General features: G+C 42.3%; 19 protein-coding genes. 4 read left to right on the top strand and 15 right to left on the bottom strand.

What is annotated here, in order from left to right:
* The 10 genes from CLV59_RS20510 to CLV59_RS20465 all read right to left on the bottom strand — a co-directional run bounded on the left by CLV59_RS20510 (window position 1) and on the right by CLV59_RS20465 (window position 10,640).
* The gene (locus CLV59_RS20510) at window positions 1-3,138 is read right to left on the bottom strand and encodes an efflux RND transporter permease subunit (protein ID WP_111593953.1); all 3,138 of its coding nucleotides are present in this window, start codon (window positions 3,136-3,138) and stop codon (window positions 1-3) included.
* Window positions 3,135-4,205 (bottom strand): efflux RND transporter periplasmic adaptor subunit, encoded by a 1,071-nt coding sequence (locus CLV59_RS20505; RefSeq protein ID WP_111593952.1) that lies wholly within the window; start codon window positions 4,203-4,205, stop codon window positions 3,135-3,137. Before CLV59_RS20505 ends, CLV59_RS20510 begins: the two co-directional genes overlap by 4 nt.
* Before the next feature lie 9 nt (window positions 4,206-4,214).
* The gene (locus CLV59_RS20500; RefSeq protein ID WP_111593951.1) at window positions 4,215-4,841 is read right to left on the bottom strand and encodes a hypothetical protein; all 627 of its coding nucleotides are present in this window, start codon (window positions 4,839-4,841) and stop codon (window positions 4,215-4,217) included.
* Between the two features lie 2 nt (window positions 4,842-4,843).
* On the bottom strand, window positions 4,844-6,025 hold the full coding sequence (locus CLV59_RS20495) for a 6-bladed beta-propeller (RefSeq protein ID WP_170137843.1): 1,182 nt from the start codon (window positions 6,023-6,025) through the stop codon (window positions 4,844-4,846).
* A 64-nt stretch (window positions 6,026-6,089) separates the two neighbouring features.
* Window positions 6,090-6,569, bottom strand: coding sequence for a carbohydrate-binding module family 14 protein (locus CLV59_RS20490; protein WP_111593949.1), 480 nt, complete (start codon window positions 6,567-6,569; stop codon window positions 6,090-6,092).
* A 68-nt stretch (window positions 6,570-6,637) separates the two neighbouring features.
* Window positions 6,638-7,129, bottom strand: coding sequence for a chitin binding peritrophin-A domain-containing protein (locus CLV59_RS20485; RefSeq protein ID WP_111593948.1), 492 nt, complete (start codon window positions 7,127-7,129; stop codon window positions 6,638-6,640).
* A gap of 144 nt (window positions 7,130-7,273) precedes the next feature.
* Window positions 7,274-8,332 (bottom strand): DUF1573 domain-containing protein, encoded by a 1,059-nt coding sequence (locus tag CLV59_RS20480; RefSeq protein ID WP_170137842.1) that lies wholly within the window; start codon window positions 8,330-8,332, stop codon window positions 7,274-7,276.
* 96 nt (window positions 8,333-8,428) lie between these two features.
* Window positions 8,429-9,451 (bottom strand): DUF1573 domain-containing protein, encoded by a 1,023-nt coding sequence (locus CLV59_RS20475; protein WP_146616260.1) that lies wholly within the window; start codon window positions 9,449-9,451, stop codon window positions 8,429-8,431.
* Between the two features lie 400 nt (window positions 9,452-9,851).
* A complete protein-coding gene (locus tag CLV59_RS20470) occupies window positions 9,852-10,286 on the bottom strand; it encodes a peptidase associated/transthyretin-like domain-containing protein (RefSeq protein WP_111593945.1) in 435 nt (144 codons plus the stop codon).
* A 39-nt stretch (window positions 10,287-10,325) separates the two neighbouring features.
* Complete coding sequence (locus CLV59_RS20465; RefSeq protein ID WP_111593944.1) at window positions 10,326-10,640, bottom strand: hypothetical protein; 315 nt, start codon at window positions 10,638-10,640, stop codon at window positions 10,326-10,328.
* Between the two features lie 98 nt (window positions 10,641-10,738).
* On the opposite strand from CLV59_RS20465, the gene CLV59_RS20460 reads away from it, so the two are divergent.
* Window positions 10,739-13,018 (top strand): hypothetical protein, encoded by a 2,280-nt coding sequence (locus CLV59_RS20460; RefSeq protein ID WP_111593943.1) that lies wholly within the window; start codon window positions 10,739-10,741, stop codon window positions 13,016-13,018.
* A 243-nt stretch (window positions 13,019-13,261) separates the two neighbouring features.
* On the top strand, window positions 13,262-14,380 hold the full coding sequence (locus CLV59_RS20455) for a hypothetical protein (protein WP_111593942.1): 1,119 nt from the start codon (window positions 13,262-13,264) through the stop codon (window positions 14,378-14,380).
* A 144-nt stretch (window positions 14,381-14,524) separates the two neighbouring features.
* Here CLV59_RS20455 and CLV59_RS20450 read toward each other — a convergent pair whose 3' ends face one another.
* Window positions 14,525-15,556 (bottom strand): hypothetical protein, encoded by a 1,032-nt coding sequence (locus CLV59_RS20450; protein WP_111593941.1) that lies wholly within the window; start codon window positions 15,554-15,556, stop codon window positions 14,525-14,527.
* A 773-nt stretch (window positions 15,557-16,329) separates the two neighbouring features.
* On the opposite strand from CLV59_RS20450, the gene CLV59_RS20445 reads away from it, so the two are divergent.
* Window positions 16,330-16,914, top strand: coding sequence for a hypothetical protein (locus CLV59_RS20445; protein ID WP_146616259.1), 585 nt, complete (start codon window positions 16,330-16,332; stop codon window positions 16,912-16,914).
* 158 nt (window positions 16,915-17,072) lie between these two features.
* Here CLV59_RS20445 and CLV59_RS20440 read toward each other — a convergent pair whose 3' ends face one another.
* From CLV59_RS20440 to CLV59_RS20430, 3 genes are all read right to left on the bottom strand, one after another.
* Complete coding sequence (locus CLV59_RS20440) at window positions 17,073-18,059, bottom strand: lipase family protein (protein WP_111593939.1); 987 nt, start codon at window positions 18,057-18,059, stop codon at window positions 17,073-17,075.
* Window positions 18,060-18,257: 198 nt separating this feature from the next.
* The gene (locus CLV59_RS20435) at window positions 18,258-19,457 is read right to left on the bottom strand and encodes an FAD-dependent oxidoreductase (protein WP_111593938.1); all 1,200 of its coding nucleotides are present in this window, start codon (window positions 19,455-19,457) and stop codon (window positions 18,258-18,260) included.
* Window positions 19,458-19,546: 89 nt separating this feature from the next.
* Window positions 19,547-20,380 (bottom strand): helix-turn-helix domain-containing protein, encoded by an 834-nt coding sequence (locus tag CLV59_RS20430; RefSeq protein WP_111593937.1) that lies wholly within the window; start codon window positions 20,378-20,380, stop codon window positions 19,547-19,549.
* Window positions 20,381-20,487: 107 nt separating this feature from the next.
* Between CLV59_RS20430 and CLV59_RS20425 the strand changes: the two genes are divergently transcribed.
* Complete coding sequence (locus tag CLV59_RS20425; RefSeq protein WP_111593936.1) at window positions 20,488-21,315, top strand: hypothetical protein; 828 nt, start codon at window positions 20,488-20,490, stop codon at window positions 21,313-21,315.
* A gap of 48 nt (window positions 21,316-21,363) precedes the next feature.
* On the opposite strand, the gene CLV59_RS20420 is transcribed toward CLV59_RS20425, so the two are convergent.
* Window positions 21,364-22,872, bottom strand: a complete 1,509-nt coding sequence (locus CLV59_RS20420) for a serine hydrolase domain-containing protein (protein ID WP_111593935.1) — start codon at window positions 22,870-22,872, stop codon at window positions 21,364-21,366.
* Window positions 22,873-23,022: the final 150 nt, after the last annotated feature.

The raw sequence follows: 23,022 nt of genomic DNA, 5'->3' as shown, positions 1-23,022 counted from the left end.
CTAATCTTTCTTGATCTGAAGCCTTAAAAAGGCCGGCAATAATAAAATAGTTCCAATAACGGACGCCAGTAATCCACCTAGCGTACAAACACCGAATGCGAACCAGAAATCATTCCCATCACCACCTATTACAAAGGGTAATACGCTGATAATGGCAGAAATGGCACTCAGTATAATGGGAATTAATTTTCGCTGAAATGCGCGCAGATAAATACTTACAGCAGAACGTTGGGTATTCGGCACCAACTGACTGTAGTCATTCAGTATATACAATGCCCAGTTAACGGCTATGCCAGCAAGAAAAACCATTGCAGCGAAAGATCCGCTGTCAGGCCGGATATGAAATACTACTGCAGCCACAAATACTCCGATGAAGGATAATGGCATCATCCAAATGACTGCCCATGCATACAACAGGGAATTCAGCAGCACACTGCAAAGAATAAATATCAGTACGACCGCTATCAACAGGATAAGGTACATAGGAACGGTAGTCACCACTTCACCGTAATTACGTTCATCTGTTATTTTATAACCTACGGGGAGTTTCTCTTCCATCTGATCGATGATATTATCTTCCAGAAACTTGCCTGCATCCATCTCCCCAAAAAAGCTATAGTTGATGAATAAGGAGTATTCCTGCGCTTTCCGGGAGATTTCTATACTATTCCCTTCTTTTTCTATAGTAGCCAGATCATGCAGTTTAAAAATAACGCCGGAATCAAGCGATACAGGTTGGTGTAACAGTTCCCATTCTGAACGTTCCTTCAAACTAAACGGACTTAAGTATACTGGCACATCAGATCCGTCCCAGGAGCATGCTACCGGAATTTCGTCTGCGGATAATGTGGCAATACCTGTGGTTGCCCGAAAAAAATCAAACTGTCGGACTTGCAGTCGGGTGGCTGATTTCAATCTGAATACATAAGTGAATTCGGCATTTCTGTCATTGGACACCCTGGAATTTGTGGAGGTATATATCCGTCGTACCCTGCTATTCGCTTTCAACATGGTTTTTACTTCCTCTGAGATCGCGATTACCTTATCGAGGTTGTAACCAGTAACCACCAGGGAATAATTGGTATTATCTTCTGTCAGATTATTACTGAAGGTCCTCCCTACGCCGCTGATTTCGAAATTCAACAGGCCCGTATTCTGCGCCCACTCCTGCAACCCTTCCTTAAGCTGCAGCGGCACATCACTCTCTTCATAAGCTGGTTTAAAAGAGACAAAAATGTTTGCGTTTTCCGCATCATGGATAACGCTTATACAAGTATCAATTCCAGCTACGGTATTGATAATACTATCTACTTGATTGGCGACGGAGGTAATAAAACGGCTCTTTGCACCTGGTGCAACAGACATGGATATGTTTAAGCCGGTCCGGTCTTTCCCTTCCGATTTATTGTTGGCACTTGTTTGCATGAATAGGCGAAAAACTCCTCCCAGCGTGGTCTCCACGCCTTTACGAACAGTTCTTCCATTATCGCTGTTCAGGTACTTATTGACAGGGCGGCTCCAGGAATATTTTTGGTCTATATTTGCCGGCAACAGAAACAATGGTATCCCGAATAGCCATATCAGCCCCACTATTACTTTCTTTTTATGAAGAAGAATAAATGAATGGATAACACCCAATCTATTCGTTTGTCGCCAGAAGCGTCTTCTTTGCCGGAAGGAACGCTTGTTGATGATGGTTGGTACTGACATTAACTGCAACAGGGAAGGCACAAAATAGTATGCCACCGGAAGCGATACCAGCAGATTTATCAATACTGCCCACACAAACCCTTTCATGGTGAGTTGCAATGACTTGTCCAGGAAAAACATAATCACCAGGGTACACATGGTGGTAAGGTGCGCCACCACAAGTGCAGTAAATACTTTCTTATTGCGGAACCGCATCACATGATCCGTTACCACGATGAATCCATCAATTGTAAGGCCCATACTGATCGCAATACCAGCCAGCATCCAGGTGTCGATGCCAATACCCAGCATATAAGAGCAGGCAAATGAAATCAGGATATTAACAAGGAGCGAAAGAATAGTTAACCAGAGATAGGCATAGTTCCTATAAATCAACCAGATAAAGATAAATAGTCCGATGAGAGAGATGAGTGTACGTATAAGGACCATTTTTATCTCCTGAGATATTTGGGTTGCTGCATTAAATTTCTGAAAAAAAGTTACTTCCTGATTCTTCAGCAGGGATTGAATGGTCGCTATGGCGATGGGGGCAATTGTAATTACGTTTTCTGCAGCGCCTACACTAATATTCAAGTCAATTGTATTGACGCCGTTTATTTTAGTTCTCGGATAGCCATCATTTGCGGCCAACACGGGTGTTAAGAGTTGAGACAGGACATACTGACGCTGATTCACCGTAATAAAGGGGCTGGTCGCCGGTATGGTGTCATTCTCCGCTGAAGTTAGTTTAACAGGAGCTGTACTGGTGTCCCAATTATCTCCCATTCCCGGATAGCCCAGATCCGCCGCGAAGCGGTGTTCCTGGAAGCGCGAAGCAAGTATTGCCGGAGAAATGCCTGCGCTTTGAAGCTGCTCAGGACGATAATAGAGCTTCCATTTTAAATTGCTTTCCGGACTGATATTTACACGGGATATGCCTTTAATTCCTGTCAGGGCAGGAATAACAGTTGCCTTCAGCAAGCGGCAAATTCCAGCCACCGGTTGCTTACTACAAACAGTGATGACGAGCAATGACTGGTCGTTTGTATCATCTTCCGACTGAATGTGAATGATCGGATAAGAACAAGTTTTAGGCAGTGCAGGATATAATTGCCGGATGATCTGTGCTAGTTCAGTCCTCGCCCGGAATATAGGGCATCCTTCTTCGAAAGAAATTTGCAGGCTGCCAAAGCCGTTATAGGAGTTTGATTTCACCTCCTTCACGCCCTCCACTCCCATCACTGCGGACTCCATTACAGCTGTAACTTCGGATTCTATTTGCCGGGCAGACATTCCTGCACATGAAAAAGAAATACCGGCTGCATTTGTTCCTACGGTAGGGTTAAAACTAACGGGAAGACGGGTCAGCAGTATTCCTCCGGAAAGTGCCAGCACCACGAATATGATCACCATTGAATAGGCGGATATGACCGGTTTCTTTTCGTTCATTTCAACATTCTTTCGGTGACTACCGCATTATGTGCCAGGGTAGCATTATGGGAGATGATGATCTTCTGTCCTTCCTGTAAACCATTGGTGACAACCACATTCGTAGCGTTTCTTTCGGCAATTTCGACATAGTTCCACCTGGCTCGTCCATCCTCCAGCGTGAATACAACCTGTCTGCCTTGCCGCTCTACCACTGCAGCCAATGGCACTTGCAGGCGTGCTCCCAGGGCAGATTGTGCCGTCACCTGTACGCTCATTCCATCCAACAAATTACTACTGCCATTGGCAACTACCCCAGTAACGCTGATCATACCATGGGCATCTACCTGTGGATTGATGGACATAATCTTTCCAACGCATTTTTTGTCCGGATAATCAACGGGAGTAACAACAATAGACATCCCTGTTTTTACATAGGTATATTCGGACTCCAGAATGGGAAATACGATTTGCATGGACTTATCTTCCACTATTGAACAGAGGACTTGCAAATTCTGGCCGTAGGTACCCGCTTTCGTACTGAGATTTACAATTTTGCCGGAAAAAGGGGCTGTAATTTCCGTTTTTAGCAATTCTCTTTTTACGTCAGCATAATCCAGTCTGGCAGCATTATAATTGCTTTTAATTCTGGCCATTTTCAGGATATCAGGGGGAATACGGTTACTGTCTGCCAAACGGTATCCGTAATCAATTAACCGGTCATCCAGCGCTATTTCTGCCTGCTGCAGCGATTCTGCCACTCGTTGCAGCTTCCGTTGCAATGCGGATGCATCTTGTCTTGCGATTACCTGTCCAGCAGTTACATTTTGTCCATTTACTACCAGGACCTGGAGCAAAGGCTCTGATACCTGCAGGCGGATTTCCTGTTTTTCCAGGCACTCCGCCTTTCCGTTAAAAAACAATTCTGTATTAAACATTTCCTTCTTTGCGATGGCAGTCGCCACTGCTTCCGGTTCTTTTGATACCACAATTTTATCTGTCACCAAAGTCCGCTCCTGTTTAGCCTGGTTGCTACAGGATATTATCAGGATCATCAGGGTGGACGCTTTCCAACTCACATGCTTCATACCAGTTGTTTAGTTGTTAAAAAATTTATTCTTCATGAGGTCCAGGTACTTCATGGTAGATGCCTTATCGTGTTTGTCCGGAAAAAACAGATAGGAAACTGTTTGATCTTTTCCATAATAAAACAGGTAAGGCGCATTCTCCTTTTCCGCCAGCAGTGGCATATCATTCAGTGGAATTGAGAAAATGGGAAGTTTGATTTCATTGAGACGTACCCACTCATTCAGATAATTTTCATAATCATAGGACACCAAAAAAAGTACATGTTTTTCCAAACTGGTTCCTATCAGCTTTTGTTTAAATACATCAATTGTGGAGTCTACACAGGTACCACAATTCATGGAGGTAAAGCGAAAAACAAGTACCGGAGGTATTATCGTTGACATGACATCCCCACCTTTCTTTGCCTGTACCGGCGTCATTGCATCGCTTTTCAGAAGAGCTCCATTATCTCCCATAGCAATAATATCCTTCCAACGTTGATCTTTCAGCGTTGCATTTGCGTTATAACGATCCACCATAGTGGCTCTTAAGGTAGCTTCCTGTAATTTTATGGTTTGTTCATATTTCAGGCGAGTGAACATAACCGCGCCGATACCGCCTACCAGCAGTAATAAGGGAAGCAAAAATTTTCTCATGATTATTGTTTCAGCTTAAATGAAATGATAAATGGATTATCATAGGTATCCACTTTCAACGCAAGGAAGTTGCGAATTTGTAGGTCTGTCAAATCCGGGTCACTTTCTCTCAGTTGTTTTTGGGCATTAATAATACTCACAGCGGTCAGAACAGCATAGGCGGTATCTTCCTGATCCATAAAATCTATTTTAAAAGAACGGATTTTGAGCTTATCATATAAAAATCCTAATCCCGTATATACTCCTTTATTCATTTTCTTATCATACATAAAAAATGAGGCAGACTGCAAGTAGTCTATATTACCAAGAATAAAGCGCTGTCCTTCGGTAAATTCAAATATGCGAAAAAACTTCCCTTCTTCTTTTCCACGGATAAGCGCGCCAACTTTCTCATAACTAAACTGTTCTTTGGGCAGAATATTCCTAAAATCAATATAATATCTTGGTGTTAGTTTATCTGTGATGGTATACACAACCGGAAATCCTGTTTCATAAAAAATGGAGGTTTTCCCGACATTACTAAACTGGTTGGCCGATATAATCTGCCTGACCACTTTTGTACTCTGAAAAGGTAACGCTTTGCTTGTGGCCTTTCCATTTTCTATTATATAAAATCTATTTGTCTCATCATCGTCTGCACTCATCACATTACTATTATTGTACAGCGCATATTTCTTCTGACCCAATGGAAAAAACAGGGTAGGTTTATATTGCTTCATCAACTCCAAATTCTCAAAATCGTTACCACCTGCTATCTTATAACCAGTAAATTTGAGACCGATGTCCATTACTTCTACATTCTTTGAATAATCATTGTAACGAATATCGGTCGGAGTCAAGTGTTCAAATGGTCCTTTACCCATTGCCCCAATAGCCCGGATAAACTTACCATTAGTAGTAAATACTTTGATGGCTCCATTCTGTTCTCCCACTACAAACGAACTGTCAGTTTTGTACAGGTAATTGACTTTACCAATCAAAGAACGCTCAGCGGTTTCTAATGGAAGTATGGTTAATGAGCCCTGCTCACTTAATGAATCGATCAATATCTCAGGTACTGCTTTATCTATTTTTAATACGCTGGCAGTGCTCAAGTCAATATTCTCTTCGGGCTTGTTATTACTACATCCATACATTACACTGGCTATCATAGCCAGTAGTGCTAAACTTCTATATTTTTGCATCGGAATAAAATTGAAATTAAACAGACTGGATAAATAATTATCCAGTCTGAATGGTGCAAAATGATTATTCGCATTTGTGCTTTGTACAGCTACCCGCATAACCAGGACAGGTCTCTATGTACATGTTTTTAGTCGTGGTCACTTTAGACCGATACTTCACCATAGTTTTACCATTTACAACTACCTCTGCAATTTTCACATACTTGGTAAGATCTACATCCACCCCTAAATCAAAGTATACCTCTGTATTTGCTTCGATAGTGGTTGTACCACAAACAGTAGGGCTATCATCCCCAAGCATGGTACATTCGGTAGGAGCGCTTGCAGTTGGATCAGTCTCGCACCCAACGTTTGCCGGCAAGTCGCACAGGTCTCTGTCCTTATCGAATACAAGACCTGGAGGGCAGTTTCTAGAAATTAAAGTACCGTTGGAACATTGGTAAAACTTGGAACAATCTGTAGGATCAGGTATCAGGACACTTTGCGCCCTTACTACGCTAAACAATCCAATTGCTGCAATAACAGCCATGATGATTTTCTTCATTTTGCTGAATTTTGATTTTAAGGTGAATAAAAAAATACCTTTAAATACATGACAATGATAGAAAATGATTACTGGCAAGCAGTTTTAGTACAGAAACCAGCATAACCCGGACATGTATCCATGTACAGATTTCTAGTGGTAGTCTCTTTAGACCTATACTTCACCATTGTTTTACCATTTACAACAACCTCCGCGATTTTCACGTACTTAGTAAGGTCAACATTTGCGTCCAATTCAAAGAGTACCTCCGTATTTGCTGCGACGGTTATTGTACCACAAACGACAGGATTAGAAACGCCAAGTAAAGGGCAAAGACCATCGGAACTAGAACTAGCATCAGCAAAACCAAAACCGCCATCGCAATCTGTGTTCTGTGGCCAATCGCATACCTGCGTTTGCATATTGAACACTAGTCCGGGGCTACAGGTGAATTCGATTTTTGTCCCATTTTCACATTTGTAAAACTTACTACAATCCTGAGGGTCCCTCATGTAGGTCTGGGCATGTACAGCCGTAAAAATCCCCAATGCCGCAACTGCAGCCATCATGATTTTTTTCATGTTTTTGAATTTTGATTTTAAAGTGAATAATAAAAATGAACTTCTTTATGAACGACTTATAGACATACCATTCCCTGTTCCCTGTTGATCTTTAAATCATCAGGCGATAATTGATGTACGATCTTGGTTATGAGATATAGCCTATTATTCTACCACCCCACTTACCGCTACTTCCATGATGGTATTTCTGGCATTACTCAGGATAGACAAGCCACGATTAAATACGCCATGACTACTGGCATCATAGGATAGCTGAATTATCGCCGAGTCGCCGGGAGCAATAGGCGCTTTAGGACATACCGCACTAAGACAGGAGCAAGACGCAACCGCCTGATGCAGGAGCAACGGATTTTTACCTTTGTTGTAGACCGAAATTTGCCATACTTTTTTCTCTCTGAATTTTAGCACTCCCAGAGTAATTTTTGATTGAGCGACAGCCAGGTAGGGCGCATTTTCCATTGTAAGGGTAGTATCAGCGTAGGTTTTGGTCTCATTCAACAAATCTCTGTACAGCAGCATTTCATAGGAACCCGTTAACTCCAACGCTTTCAAGGCCCATTTCCTGGACTGAGACTTATCGCCAAGCTTATTGTTAAGCATAGCACTCAGATAACAATTGTAGAAGTAAGGTTGACTCATGGCAGCTGCTTGTACAGCGGTGAGTGCAGTCCTCCATTTGCTGGTATCATTGCCTGCTGCCTGAAAGGCAAGCATGGCCTGCAGGCTCTTTTCAATTGCCTTTGGCGGAGTACCTAAATGATTACTGTCTGATGCCCGCTTCGTATAAAAACGGAACATGCTCCGTTCATTTTCAAATGCATATAGCTCTGTAATCAGCTCATCTTCTTTCTTGTTCCCGGTAATAATACTACCAATCTCTCCCCTTTGGTTATAGAGAATAGTGGTAGGGCTACCAACTGAATTAAGTGAATAAGAAAGAATTTCATTCCCTTTCACCTGACGAACACACCTGTATAGCAAATACTTATCTGCCAACATTTCCTTTACCTGCTTATTCTCTGTCAGTAAACTATTCCATGTAACACAAGGCGGACATTGTTCATTTTCAGAAACAACCAGCAGGTACTTTTTTTGTCTGGCAGCCTCCTCAAACGCCTGGCTTAGCGTTCCAGAGAAAAATACACTTTTTGACTGGTTATGACAGGACATGAGCATCCCTGCACAGGAAGCTATTGCTAGCATCCGGGTAAATCCTTTAAAAAACATCTTGTTTGATTAAATCAATGAAGAAAACGACGACTGTGTAAACCCTAACGATTTATGAAGGAAACAACATGGTCAGTTCGATATACCTTTAAAAACAAGTTTCATCTCACCATTTGTAGCATCGCTTTTGACAGATAGAATTTGTGCGAATGGACCTTTATATGCTGCAGCGTAGGTCACATTCAAAATACCTTTTCCACCTGGTTGCAACAACGTATCCTTGTAGTTGATGACTGTGCAACTACAGGATGGTTCCTGCCGCAATATGTGTAATGGTTTATTTCCATTGTTTAAATAATGATATTCAAAATTAATTGTATCACCTCGTTTCATTTCTCCTACCCATTTTGCTTCTTCTTCAAATTGAATATGAGGCCCCTCATCAAAGCTTCCGCCTGATAAATAAACCAATTCATTCCTCAGTGGAAAATAAAGCATGAGTAGTTCTGTAGATTCCATCTGCAATGCTTCGGATGCAAACTTTGCAGCTGAATCAGGAGCAATAGTGCTATATGATTTTGCCAGGAGATATAAACGATAGAAAGCGGTCTGCTTATCATCATATTGCTTCAGCCTTTCCACTGTTTTCAGCGTACCAGCATCCATATTATCATGGGCTAACAATGTCTGTTGTAGCAAGAGTAAATCTCTCTTCTCCGCAACATTGCTATTATTTTTCGGAAAATCAACTATCAAACTGGTCAATGAATCTGCATAAGCTGCCATACTATTTCTTTTCGCCAGAAATGCCTGCAGTACTCCATTTTCATCGAAAAAAAAGCAGGACAACTGGCTGTCATCTCCCGCAATAAAGTCTAATGTATGATTCGCTAAATAATGCTGATCACATGTATAAATCAGATAGTCGTTAAAAATCTTATTGGTAATTGATGGGCGTTTTTCCAATAACCCTTTTAGTGCTTCTACATCCAAACGCTCAGAATTACCGGCAAAAACAATCAGCTTACGTTGTTGGTTCTTTGCATCCTTCAGGGCATATTCCAGTATTCCAGAACGCACTTCCACCTGATGGCGGGTGCATGCAGACAATACCAGACATAGCAATGAGGACACCATAATTAATAGGCGTTTCAAGGCTTATCTAGATTTTCAGATAGTACTATGCATAGACATAAGGGATAAATGCCTTATCTCTTAAGCAGCACAAAACATGAATAATGAATTTGAAAAAATAAGGATCTCATCAATATCTATTTCACTACTTCCTGGGCAACAATTTGTTGTCGGTTAAATTGAATGGTATCTTTTAATGCAATTAAAAATTGGTTGGGTTGTTAATAATGGTTGTTCACGCAGTCATAAATCGTTCAACAAATATAATATGTTCATTCAAAATTCATAGTATGTATCTAAATAAAATAATTTCATGAAAAGATTATTATGAGAGATGTAGTTCAAACTGCCTCTCTGCGCATTCGAAACGTAAAAACGCTAATGGGTTAGTTGCGAACAATCAAATTTTTCTTACAAATCACTAAAACAGTTTTTCCTTCGAACCCTTTATCTGTAGCGGCCAAAATCCTATATACAATACCTTCATTTCTTTCATGGGCGCAGCCTTCAACAATATAAACTTTCCAGTTGAATCAGTTACCAACTTTTCTATTGGGCCATTCTTTCTCGTCAATTGGACGCTGGCGCCTGATAAGCCCTGACCGGTATGCTCATCTCGCACCCATCCTTCTATATGCTGCACATCCATATCCCGCAGCTCCAGATACAGCTTTCCGGATACTACGCAGCCATCTCTCCCTGTTATTCCAAATTCGGGATTTCTACCAGTTATTAATTCGCTTATGTTCTTTTTGTTGTACGTTACTTTTCCATATTTATCCTGGGCGTGCACCTGAAGAGCAAAGAGCGTAATCAGGGCAATCAGTGAAAATAGTTGGACGAATTTGGACACCATGGCAGCAGGTTTAGAATAGTAAATTTTATGCAAACAAAATTACTCATTCCTATAATAAGTATTAAACGCTTTCAGCGCATATGTTTTCCAGTATTGCGACTGCTCAAAAGGAATGAGTACTCCACTATTGATAGGTCGTTCCTCCCCTCTTGGACAAAATATTTTTGCGCCTTCTATCTGTAATGCTTCTTCCTTGTCGGCTCCTTCCAATCTGAACACCATATCATCTTTCCATAACAAAGCTATGGTCACTCCTTGCTCCATTTTTATGGCATAGGCACATAATATCTCCGTTTCCTTCACATTGGGTAATTCGCCGGCTATTTTATGAAAAACCTGTTCCGCTTTAGTCATAGTTAAAATATTTTTTATTTACTGAAATAAATGTATATTTAATAACGATAATACTTCTTTTTCCCCAATTTCTATACCTCAAATAAACCTAACTATTTATGGGCGATTTTTCGACTTATATTACTATTAAGAATAATCTTAATTCCCCGCTGCAATTAGATGGTTCCGCTGCAACATTAGGAAGTTGGAAGACCGCTCCTCCGAGTTGGATTTCTGCCCGAAGCAGCAGTGTTCAATTCCAATGTTTGCATGCATCCGGCTCTAACGGGTCGGAAGGATGGTTCATCTACAGAACAAATAGCGAAATAGAGAACCTCCGGTTCAAAATCAACTTTGCCGATCCCTATCGGGACGATAATTACGTCAGAACAAACGGATTCTCCAGTAACCTTTATACATTAAGCTACAGAGCCAGATCCAGCAATGGCGCATGGTGGGATAATACATGTCCTGCCTCCGGACATCCTGTAGAAGTGGAGATAACGATATCTTACAAAACTGTTCCGGATGCATATACGCTTCATTCTTTGAGAGCACAAAGCGACTACCGCATTAAAAGCAGTTCCGGATTTGCATTGCCATTAGATAATACCGTATGGCAGCAAGGAGGGATAAACAATGATGGCGATTATTCCGCCAATCCAATATTGGTAAAGACAAATAATCAAACCTTCCTGAAAATCAATCTAGATATATCAAACAGCAAATTAACGGATGTCCCTATCAAAATTAAAGGCACTAAAGCGAGTGGAAATATAACTTTTCAAAGTAAAGTCATAACCCCTACCAGCACGGGGATCATGATGATCGATCTTATGCTTAGTGGCGCCGATTTAAGTAAGGCGCTGCAATCTTATGGCGATTTCAAGTGGAGTATTGAGGCAGCGAATCAATCCTTCCAGCTACCAGATACCACCCGTCTTGAAATGTACTGGATTTCAAACAGTCCGGATGAAATGTTTAAAGCTGGGGTATGGGTGAAGGTCTACCGAAAAATATTCACCGTGCTGTCAGCAGGCATGACTACGGATCAAATTGCAACCTCCATTAGCAAACAATGCTTTGATGGCTTCTCCAAGAAATATGACACTGTTTATGGGGCCGCTAAATATGGACCAGGTCCTGACGGCGGATTCTTTGAGCTAAAAAACTATTATAACAATACCAACGGAGCACTATGTAATTGTTATGATCAGGCAGGTTTGGTACAAGTACAACTAGGCGCAATGGGCATTTCCTCTTACTGGGTGTATATGACTCCTTTCGGCTTTATTAATCAAACCAATTTGATTGGGGTTGGTCAATGCAATAATCCGTTCTTTTCCAATCCAGTTTGTGCACCTGAGAAAATAGTTGACATTAACAATCCTAAAAGATCTGCTTTTGGCAACCATGCATTCGTAGCCAAGAGTATTTCTAATAATTCCATCATCGATGCTTGCCAGGGGCCATTTATCGGCGATAAGACGTTAGCCACTTACGTTAGTGAAGGAATAGATAGCAAAACCGGGCTTTACAAAAAGTTTGGTCCTCCTAATAACGTACCAGGAAAAGCAACAGATGCCAAACAAGAACCAGGTATTGTCAGCTTAATACTGGTTAAATTACTCGCATCAAAGATCAATACCCTGGAAATGGAAGCATTAAAACCTGTTATCGACTTTGAAGAATTATATAAAACCGCATCTGCGGAGTTTCTCCTGGTAGATATAGATCAGCTATTGCAGTTTGCGTTACAGGACTATACTTATGAGACCGGAAGCATTGTATTATCCGATAGTGGCGTTATTAAGACCGGTACTTACGTAAAAGATCAAAAACGGATACAACTCAAAATACACGTTGCTACAAATGGTATTACTGCTTTGCGATTTATGGAAAGGTTCCTGAGCGGCTTCTCTAATCCACCATCAACGATCTTTGAAAGAGGTCCTGCAGCATTAGGTCCCGTTGCATTACAGCACCAGGAAGCACCAGAACCAATGCTACTATGGACTCAGCAAAATATATTCTTTGTACTCGATGGTTTGGAATGCAGTTATGATGAGTTGTACCAAATAAGTATGCGTATCAAAGAAGGATCTGCCAATACACAACTATTGGACAAACATAATATTCCTGATAGTGTAGATATGCATGTCAATCTCAGCAATCCGGAAGTGAGAGTAAATGACTCCTTCAAGGTTAATTTCTCCGGAGAAATGGATGATATGATTATCTGTGACACCGCAGATACCACTATCGAAATAGATTCCACTGGAAGAGACTACTACCACTACCGCGCCGTAGCGCCGGGGAATGCTACGTTACAAATATTCGTTGTGCAGCCGAAATACTATTTCCTGTTAACGCATACCGTAAATATCACTATCAAATAACTGGATATTTATTTGCTTGTAAGATAAAATCCGCTTTCATTGTATAATGGAAGCGGATTTTTGCATTTGAATACCAGTAATCTATACAATATTTGGACCCCTACCTTTTCTCAATATTTAAAAAAATCACAGTTCTGAATTATTATTGCAGTTACACGCGGTAATTTAGCGACTCAACCTATAACCCGTATTAAAGCCCTGATCACTTGAAACCCGATTATTAAATTCCCTCAAGAAAAGATTATGAAAATCAATTCCCTTTATGTTGCGAGCGGCATCGCTGCTCTCATGCTTCTTGGCGCCTGTACCAAGCAGTTAAAAAACGATCCTGCTGAAGCTGCGAAAGCAAATCTTGCTACCAGTATGGCTGCTGCAGCACCTGATAAAGACGGGTTAGCGCTTCATACATTCCTGAGAGCAAACGGTCCTGCATATGAAACATATACCGTGAGTCTCCAGGAAAGCGCTTCTTTCACCACCAGAAGTGGCAGGAAGTATACCATATATCGTAACTCTCTGGTAAGACCCGACGGCAGCCCTGCTTCCGGCACTATCACTTTCTCCGTAAAAGAAATCAATAATGCGGCTGCAATGATCTTTGCCGACAGACCTACCGCCACCAACACTGGCGCTCAACTGGAATCTTACGGCGAATTTTTTGTATCTGCCAGTCAGGGTGGCGTTCCATTACAGTTGCGCAGAGACAGCGCCATTGTTGTTCAGGCGCCTGCAAAAATTGATGTTCAGCGTATCCCTATGTGGAATGGCGATACATCCATCACCGTTAGCACCAGCGGTTACAATTATATCAATCAGTTGATCACGATATCTACTACCATCAGTGCCAACAAAGGCATCGACTGGCAGCAGGTTACCAATCCGGCTTCTGCTTATGCGCTGTTTGATGGTACCAACGGTACGCTCAACTTCCGCCTGGACAGTCTGATCAAATGGGTTAACTGCGATGCGTTAATGAGTAATCCGAACCCTAAAACCACGGTACTGGCCTATTTTAATTCCAATTACAATCCGGCTACCAATACCAGCTATAGCGGAGAAGAGCCTACTATGCTGTATTTCAAGCCATCTGGCATAAACAGCATCATCAAATTCTATAATACTATTTTTACTCCGCCAGCAGGCTATGAAGGTTTCCTGAGCTATCAGAATTCTATTCCTGTAGGACAGAGCGGTACTTTCCTTGCTATTTCCTCCATCGGTGGTCAATACTATGCCGATCAGAAAACGGTAACGATCCCTGCTCCTGCTCCAGGCAATAATTACAGCACTATTACTTTCAACCCGGTTCCTGTTAGTCCGAGCGCACTTGTTGCGCTGATCACCGGCATGAACACCAAGTAATCAGGCAAAATAAAATAGCCGGTAACTGGTTGATTAGCGGCTACATTTTCTACATTATCAGTGGCAATCCTCCCACAACGGGAAGTATATGAAAGGTTGCGGTCGTCCATAGGAAGGCCGCAACCTTGTTTTTTTAATGCTTAATTATCGTATTGGTATTTTTGGATTCTTAGTAATTGTATCAATTTTTACGAGGATACTATCAATTGGAACAGTAATAAGCGCAGGGCGCAGGTCACCTGCTTTTACATAGGTAAGAAGACTGGCCGCAGCAGCGCCAAAAAGCCCCACTCCTATCCTATAATTGGAATTACCAATACTTAATTTTCCATGATCATGATACTCGTCCATTACAGCCTTTCCCCATCCTAAAAGGTATCCGATACAATCAGCAGTCATGAATGGTGTCTGAGAACGTACAGGATCTTTTATAAGTGCAAATGGGCTACCATTTTTGTAGGCCGCAATATCGTATGTTATTATGGAGTTTACATACCTGGCTCCTTCTCCGCTCCAGAATTCATTCGAAGATTCGGCAATAGCCAGTATTCCAGAATACAGTTCTCCTTCATTTGGCAGTAAAACTGTGTTACTATATTTGCTCCGGATTGCCGCCAGTTGATTTTTTACTGTCAGATAATTCTGTTGTAAGGAAGCACCGGAAGCGAATGAATTGTTAAACACAGCGGTAATTTCACCTATCATCCCTCTCTCCCTTGTTGAAACTAAATCCAGTACCACTGGCTCATTTATTGAACTGGCCCAACTTTCCTTAATACTATTCTGACCAAGATTACTCACTATTGGGTCTAAAGCCGCAGCTGTTGCTGGATTAACGGTCAGTGGCAAATTACTGAAGTTGGGATTCTGAAGTAACTGGTTTTTTGCGGCTTCCAGTACGGCAGTAGTTGAATAGGTCGAGATAGTAGGTGTCACAGAAATGTTTCCTGTGCTTCCTGGCGGAATAACCATTTTTGAAAGGGGATTTACAATATTCACTCTCCCGAGATTATTTCTGTTGTTTAAGAGCTTGCGCAATTCAACATTGTGCAATTCTCCCAGCAAGGTCTGATTACTCAGTGGTTTTACCGGGTCAACTTCAGCAGTTTTGGGCTCTTTGTTACAGGCATAAATAACAGCCAAAAAGACAAGTACTAACAGGGCTACTTTTTTCATGTTTGTTTGGGTTGTTTAGTTAGAATTATTCAATAAGGAATGTACGCTTGTATATGTACTTTGTGGGTTTAAACAGCATATTTGGGGGGCATTCAAATTAATTCACTATAAAATTACATTCTTCTCAATTTGGGCACTAGTACATAAACGACATTTTTCCTGATAACCTGGTGCATGATAATTATTTTAGAATGACGTAATTCATCCATAACTAACTGGTTTCAGTAAGCAACACCTGCATCAGGGTAACTTTAAAAATACAGTATTACGTATAGTCGTAACAGTGATCACTTTATTCCCGGATATCATAAAATAAGCAGCCCCACGCAGTACCTGGGGCTGCTTATTTTATGTGGAAATACTTATTGATTAAACGGTAGCTGCCTGGGCTGGGGCATGTTAGTAACCCGAACCCTAAACCTACTGTACTTCAGGCAATATAAAATAGCCGTTAACTGGTTGATTGACGGCTACATTTTCTACATTATCAGTGGCAATCCTCCCACAACGGGAAGTATATGAAAGGTTGCGGTCGTCCATAGGAAGGCCGCAACCTTGTTTTTAGGATTTATTAAACGAATAGTTGGTGCTGAGCGAATCATCTATAACCCAGGCTCTAAGAGCACTTGTAAATTACTTCCATTCTCCCTCCAATTATAGTACATAACCAACATTTGCCAGAGGCCCTAAATTCATCTGGTATGAAGATGCTATCGGTTAATTCTGGCAAATAGATTTTATTTGCGTTTTACAAGCAACCTATAAAGCAAGAGATGAGACGAATTACATTTACCCTATTACTGATGCTGTTTTTCTTTAACAGCCAATCGCAGTCAATGTACGGGCAGACGGATTACATGTATGGCACAATGGGGAACAGAACGGAAACCTTGGTTGGATATTTTTCATTCGACTATGAAATCTCCCAGAATGGTCAAACTGTTTATTTTTGGAAGGGACCGGGATCTGGCCGGCCAAAATCCTTTCAATCGCGCAAATACGACTACTTCCGGGGAGACTCTGTCTACATGGAAAAATTCGGCGGCTATCAGGCGCTGGGCGGGAAAGTAGAGCTTTTGATTCCCAGGATAGTAGATGGCAGGATTCAATTATTTGAATTATTCTTTAAGTGGGGACCAGGGCATCTGGCTAAATCAGATCGTTATTTTGTAAAGAAGGGCGAAGAGAAATTCCAACTCAAAAAAAAGAAGTTTAAAGAGCAAATGAAGAGCTTAATTAATGAAGATGCTGATTTATTAAAGAAAGTGGAAAGTGGGGAATTGACTTATGATAATCTGATAGATGTGATTTTAATGTATAATAATAAAATACTGTCGGCAGACACGAATCTCCAGTAATGCTGCTATTTCAGTAAGCAACACCCGCATCAGGATAACTTTAAAAATTCAGTATTCCGTATAGTCGTAACAGTGATAACTTTATTCCCGGATATCATAAAATGAACAGCCCCACGTTGTACGTGGGGCTGTTCATTTTTTGTAGAAATACTTATTGATTAAACGGTAGCTGCCTGGGCAGTGGCATGTTCCGTTTTCGGATGCAGCACCTCATTCGCGTATACATCTAATTTATGCTGCTCAATGACCTGATTCTTCCAATTGTCGAAGGTGCTGTCTGTCGGCGCTACAATCGGATTCGTAAATTTCATAATGGATCTTGGATCTGGTTGCTGGTAGTCGAACCGTTCAAATCCTTTCGATAATCCCAGGTAGAATTGCTGGATGGTCACCGCCGGGTCCGTATTAGGAATAACTATCACTGCTGCATCCGGTCCATCAGGCGCATACAGCATGGCCGTAGCGGCTAGTCCCTTAGCTACCGGATAGTAAGGAACGGCATCATTGGTATTCTGAAGATGGTTTTGCTTACCAATAAACTTTTTATTCAGATCATCATTAAAAGCGGTATTACCAGAGGAAGGCGCAGCGAAAGTATAAAGGTAGGTATACCGTTTATTAGGCGCATCCGCATCATTCAGATGGAGATAGTAGGAACCATAGACTTTTGCCAGATTACCACCCAGACTATATCCAGTAATCACAAAATCTTTGGATAAATCTTTATTCTTCTTCTTTAAAAAATCGAGCAGCGTATCGCCACCAGTGCCTTTCGTCAGCAAGAGATTTGTAAAGCCTACATAGCCACCAGCACTGATTAATGCTGGTTTACCATCGCTGGTATAAGGCCAGTATGCTAACGCATCATTCAGATCCTCCAACACCCAATCGCCCAAAAAAGCCCATTTCCCAAAAGGAACCGGCATTACAGACCCTCTGATAGCCAGGACATAAATCTTTTCGGCGACATTCTCTGCTACAATGAAAAAGTTGGGGTCATTAATATTCAGGCTGCTCCAAACGATATTCCAACCCGGCATATGATTTTTAATATGCAATTCAGGGGTAGGGCTACATACAACCTGGCAAACCTGTACGGCATAACGGCACTGCTGCGCCGAGGACATTCTGTTTTCGGTGTTCATAGAGGTGGTATTTTGAAGTTAATAAAAACAATTGGGGGAAATGTTAATCATCTATCTCATATACTTATCTTGATCAGCAACATTAAATTAATAAATTAATTTGGATTCCAAACAAAAAATAAAACACGAAAGCCACTTAATACTTTTTAATTATTGTGGCTTTCGTCTGCTCTTATCATTTTCCTACATGAAATATTATCATATCACATCCGCATGCTGACCAAACAACTGTTGCCCTCCCTCCAAAGAAGCACGGATGGCGGCTCCGCTATAAGTGATCATCTTGCGCTCATAATCAGTAATAGCCGCATTAACGGAATATTCACCCGCAGCAGCTTTTCCCAGGCATGCAGACAGCAAGGCGGCATCCTGCAAGGCCGTATTGGCCCCCAGACCGGCTGCGGGACTCATCACATGCAACGCATCTCCCAAACCTGTCACCCTGCCCGTTTCTCTTGGTACCAATGGGCGCGCTGTTCTCACAGGTATCATCATGGCTCCCGGAATATCCGCATGTTCAAATAATGCCCGCAGTCCCGGCGCCCATGCGCCTGTACGCGTAAGCACCAGCTCCCGCAACGCCTCCTCCGAAAATCGCAATGTGTGCGCAGCATCCAGCCCGAATGCTTCCCGGGTGCCTATCAGTGCCCAATACATATAATTGCCAATATCACTCAAGGGGAAATCAACCTGATGCCGCGCTGCATGCACCGACTGGCTATCGCTGAATTGCATGGCATCAATAATCACTGCCAATCCGGTATCAAAAATGGCGGTAGTACCTCTTTGCAAAATGGCGGCTATGGCTTCATTCCCTTGTAATGTAGTACCATAGAGGCATACGCTGCCAGTATCAATTGGGGCCGAGTCCGGGAAGAGCTGTCGGGCAAGCAGAGAGTTCACCCCATCTGCAATTACCAGCACATCACAGGAATGCGCCGTACCATCCTTAAAATGCAGCGTAGTTCTTCCATCACTGTTCTCTTCCCACGACTCTGCACTTTTGTTAAAATGAATATTAGGTAATATATCCGCCATGAGTATCTCCCGCATGGTAAGTCGGTGTGCCTTGAGGTCAGCCGCCTCTTCATGCTCGCTGTCCATCCAGGAATAAATCTGTTTATCGTCAAGACTTTTCAGCGCCGAGGTGAGCGTGCGTACGCCTGCAACAGGTATGGCACAGGTATCTCTGAATAATGCATATCTGTCCGGAGGAAAGCAGGAAGCCAATGCCCGCTGCCCTGTGAGATCTATTCTGATCCTGTATCCCTGTGTTCTGCTGTTAATGGCTTCATCCCTTTCGAAAACATCCACATCGATGCCTTGCTGCCGGAGGCCACTGGCGAGGCATAGTCCGCCAAGACCCGCTCCTGCTATCGCTACTTGTATCTTCTTCATTTTTTACCGAAACTGTTTTTATCAGTTACAAGGCAAAGGTCTGATACAAATACAGCGGAGTAAAGACACAATACATGGTAAGTATAGGACTATTCGCGGGAGAATTTTCTTGCCTGCGCCGGCGTCATTCCGGTGGCATTCTTGAAATACCGGCAGAAATAGGAATAGTCATCATAGCCCATTCGGGTAGCCAGTTCTTTAATGGATATATCCGTATAATATAATATCCTGCGGGATTCTGTAATAACCTGCTCCTGGATGAGCCGACTGACGGAATAGCCTGTCTGCTCCTTCACCACTTCATTGAGATAGGAAAGGGAGATATGTAGTTTATCGGCATATGCAGCAGGACTTTTCATGGTAAGGTAATGTCTGGCCAGCAACTGTCGGAACTCATGCAGCAACTGCACCGGCCTTGATAAGATAAGATCATCTTCTGTATGCTGACGGTGATAAGCGCCGGTGCAGATACCTATGCAAACGTCTGTTGCACCACGAAGTACTTGCGGGAGAAAGCGAATTTCGTCTCCCGAAATATACATATCATGCAACAGGGTAATACTATGATGAAGGGCCGGCAGCATGGCCTTATCCAGTGCAACAGCGCCGTGATTGGGCGCAAAAGTATCCAATACAAAACGGTAAGTTTCGTGTATCCATTCCCGTTTTACCGCAATAATCCATACATGCGAATGCCTGGCAGACTGTGCCCTGTGTACCTGTCCGGGAAGAATGCACAGCACATGCCCAGCCTTGAGGGGAACCGTTTTAAAATCGACACTCATCACCGTACTCCCGCTTTCCTGGATCACGAACTGGTAATGCTCATCCCGGTGCGCCAGTCTACGGTGAATGCTGTCCGGGTTGATACCGGACAACTTCCTTATTTCCAATGCGCCTGTAATACTATGTACGGGAATCATCTTATATGAAAGTTGCGTAAAATATGGATCTCTCAACAAAAATAAGGTTCCTTTTCATGCCAGCCATTTGCTTTTTCCCTATTTTGTGTAACGAAAAATTATCCTATATGAGTAACCTGTCAAACATCGGGTTTATATTAACTTCCCAGGAAGATCTCCGGCCATTGGTTGAAAACACTTATGCAAAATCTACAGTGATAGCTACTGCCATTGGTAACTATCACGTATACACCGACGATTCTAATGCCCAGATATGGCACCAATTTGACAAGGAGCAGAACTGGCTGGCGTTTAACCCGCAGTATAAAGGAAAAAGCCGCCGAAAAGTGGAACTGACTGCCACTATGAGCAGCGAGGAATATCCGATGGAAGGATCCTTCCATGGTTGGGCAGTAGAAGAAAATGCAGGAGAATATCAGCAAGTGTATCCCTTCGTTTTCGAAACGCCCGACTATGCGATCTTTGCCGCTATCCCGCTCCCATCCGTTGTTACGATTCAGCTCACGGCATTCGCCAATGAACTGAGTATTTTTGATAGTCTTACCTCTTTTGAAAATGCACAGGATGGGGAGTTCAAAATGGCTGCACAGTCGTTTATTCCCTCCGGATTATTTTCCACTTCAGAAGATGAAACCTCTTCCGCCTCTAAGGCATATGGATTCTTCGCGGGTACCATCAAAGAATGGGAAAAGAAACGGAATACCATCACGGGCAATCATTTCTACTGGATGTTGGTAGAAACATTGGGAGGAGAAATAGATATTGTGGCAGATGAACGCTTCTTTGAAGCGCCACCAGTAATCGGAGGAGTGGTACAAGGTAACTTCTGGCTTTGCGGACAAATACTGAATGCTCCGACAGAGGAAACATCTGCCTCAGCAGCGCCATCAGCAAAGGAAAAGAAAGGTTTCTTCAGCCGTCTTTTTGGAAAATAAATAATCTATACCCTCCATAAACAAACGGTTTTATGGAGGGTATAGCGGTTATCGGCTTTCGCCCCCCACAATTTCTACGGGAATCTTTTCATTTACCGATTTTGTGTCTTCCGTAATATATACCTCTGGCTGATGTTGAGCCAGCTTAAAGTCCATCAGAAAACGGTTTATCTTGGTTAGTGTATTAAAATCAATCTGAAAATCTGCGTTGGCCTTCCAGTATCCGCGTACTGCAAAAACGTGTCCGGATGTAGGATCATTATAAAAATGGTATTGACTGCCAAGTCCCAGCGGATATACTACGATGCGGCCATCATTCCAGGTCAGGTTGAAAGTTGTATCCTTACCAACAACGATTCGGGCATTTTTAATACCAAGTCTGTTCTGAGAAAACCTGATTTCCTTATTAAAGAAAGACTGCTCCGGCTGGTCAACAAAGTTCGGCGCCGTAATGTGTACCTGCTTCGCCGCCAGTTGGGTTCGGGCGATGAGCGTATCAAGCGCTTGTTTTACATCATTATCTTTTAGCTTAAATGAGGCGCTTAAAAGATCGCTGAGTCCACCTTTTTCATCCCAATCGTAGCCTCCGCCGGTGGCGACAATAATTACTTTATGCAGGCGATCCACATACAGTCTTTGTCCTCCTCTACCAACAGCATTAAAAGCATGATCGTTGTCTATCCAAAATCCGTAACCATAGCCTTTATTGTCTGAAAATGGGACCTGTATGGCAGTAGCCTTCTTAATGTATCCTGCGGAGATGACCTGCTTGTTGTTCCATTTTCCTTGATTCATTAACAACTGTCCGATCTTTGCAAGATCGATGGGTTTAAGGTTAAGATCGCCCCAGCCATGATTGACACCCTGTTCATTCTTGTCCCAGTAATACCCCGCAATACCCAGTGGTTTAAATAAATATTTGTCCGCAAACTGCCCAGGGGTCAACTTGGTGGCGCGGTACAGAATTTCCGCGAGTAGCTGGAAATTGCAACTGCAATATGAAAATTGCTTTCCGGGTTCTGTGATGCTGGGAATATTAAAAATGAAAGCGGGCCAGTTATTTGATTGGAACAAGCGTGCAAATAATTTATCCTCATTATCAAATCCACACTCCAGTCCGGAGGTCATGGTGAGCAGGTCCTTGATCGTTAAGGTCTGGAAATTCTTACTGTATGTTTTTATCTCCGGAAAATATGTTCGAACCAGTTGGTTTTCATCCCGAATGAATCCATGATCCATCGCAATACCAATTAGTAAGCCTGTAACCGATTTTGTACAGGAAGCCATATCATGCCTTAACCCGTTGCGGTAGGGATAGAAGTAAGCATCCAGTACTATTTTTTTATCCCTAATCAGTAAGAGACTGTGCAGGTTCACTTCCTGGTCATGCACATAGGGGAATATTTTGGCCAATGCATCGGCGGAAATATGTTCTTCAGCTGGTGTTCCAGGGTAAAATGGAGCCGCGTTGGTACTACTGCCGCTTGCTTTGTGTTGTGCTGCAACATGGGTCGTAACTGTTGCAAAGATGATCATAAAAGCGAAAAACCTATACATAATTTAGATATGTTGATGATTCAAAGATATAATCCTGAATTTTGGGTATGCCTACATTTTGACGAATGGACGATTATGTTTGATGAAATGCAGCGCATATGCGCAGTTTTGAAATTGCTTCCTATTTATGGTATATTGATGGCCGAACTT

Origin of the sequence: Chitinophaga dinghuensis (assembly GCF_003259435.1) — a bacterium.
Taxonomy (GTDB): Bacteria; Bacteroidota; Bacteroidia; order Chitinophagales; family Chitinophagaceae; genus Chitinophaga; species Chitinophaga dinghuensis.
Note: the sequence above shows the minus strand (reverse complement) of the source record. Positions and strands in the feature narration are given on the sequence as shown.

Bases quoted from the DNA above. Each gene is read 5' to 3' on its own strand.
- CLV59_RS20460 (WP_111593943.1), top strand. From the start codon at position 10,739: ATGGGCGATTTTTCGACTTATATTACTATTAAGAATAATCTTAATTCC.
- CLV59_RS20495 (WP_170137843.1), bottom strand. From the start codon at position 6,025: ATGCAAAAATATAGAAGTTTAGCACTACTGGCTATGATAGCCAGTGTA.
- CLV59_RS20490 (WP_111593949.1), bottom strand. From the start codon at position 6,569: ATGAAGAAAATCATCATGGCTGTTATTGCAGCAATTGGATTGTTTAGC.
- CLV59_RS20480 (WP_170137842.1), bottom strand. From the start codon at position 8,332: ATGCTAGCAATAGCTTCCTGTGCAGGGATGCTCATGTCCTGTCATAAC.
- CLV59_RS20440 (WP_111593939.1), bottom strand. From the start codon at position 18,059: ATGAACACCGAAAACAGAATGTCCTCGGCGCAGCAGTGCCGTTATGCC.
- CLV59_RS20505 (WP_111593952.1), bottom strand. From the start codon at position 4,205: ATGAAGCATGTGAGTTGGAAAGCGTCCACCCTGATGATCCTGATAATA.
- CLV59_RS20420 (WP_111593935.1), bottom strand. From the start codon at position 22,872: ATGTATAGGTTTTTCGCTTTTATGATCATCTTTGCAACAGTTACGACC.
- CLV59_RS20485 (WP_111593948.1), bottom strand. From the start codon at position 7,129: ATGAAAAAAATCATGATGGCTGCAGTTGCGGCATTGGGGATTTTTACG.
- CLV59_RS20510 (WP_111593953.1), bottom strand. From the start codon at position 3,138: ATGAACGAAAAGAAACCGGTCATATCCGCCTATTCAATGGTGATCATA.
- CLV59_RS20450 (WP_111593941.1), bottom strand. From the start codon at position 15,556: ATGAAAAAAGTAGCCCTGTTAGTACTTGTCTTTTTGGCTGTTATTTAT.
- CLV59_RS20425 (WP_111593936.1), top strand. From the start codon at position 20,488: ATGAGTAACCTGTCAAACATCGGGTTTATATTAACTTCCCAGGAAGAT.
- CLV59_RS20445 (WP_146616259.1), top strand. From the start codon at position 16,330: ATGAGACGAATTACATTTACCCTATTACTGATGCTGTTTTTCTTTAAC.
- CLV59_RS20465 (WP_111593944.1), bottom strand. From the start codon at position 10,640: ATGACTAAAGCGGAACAGGTTTTTCATAAAATAGCCGGCGAATTACCC.
- CLV59_RS20500 (WP_111593951.1), bottom strand. From the start codon at position 4,841: ATGAGAAAATTTTTGCTTCCCTTATTACTGCTGGTAGGCGGTATCGGC.
- CLV59_RS20455 (WP_111593942.1), top strand. From the start codon at position 13,262: ATGAAAATCAATTCCCTTTATGTTGCGAGCGGCATCGCTGCTCTCATG.
- CLV59_RS20430 (WP_111593937.1), bottom strand. From the start codon at position 20,380: ATGATTCCCGTACATAGTATTACAGGCGCATTGGAAATAAGGAAGTTG.
- CLV59_RS20435 (WP_111593938.1), bottom strand. From the start codon at position 19,457: ATGAAGAAGATACAAGTAGCGATAGCAGGAGCGGGTCTTGGCGGACTA.
- CLV59_RS20470 (WP_111593945.1), bottom strand. From the start codon at position 10,286: ATGGTGTCCAAATTCGTCCAACTATTTTCACTGATTGCCCTGATTACG.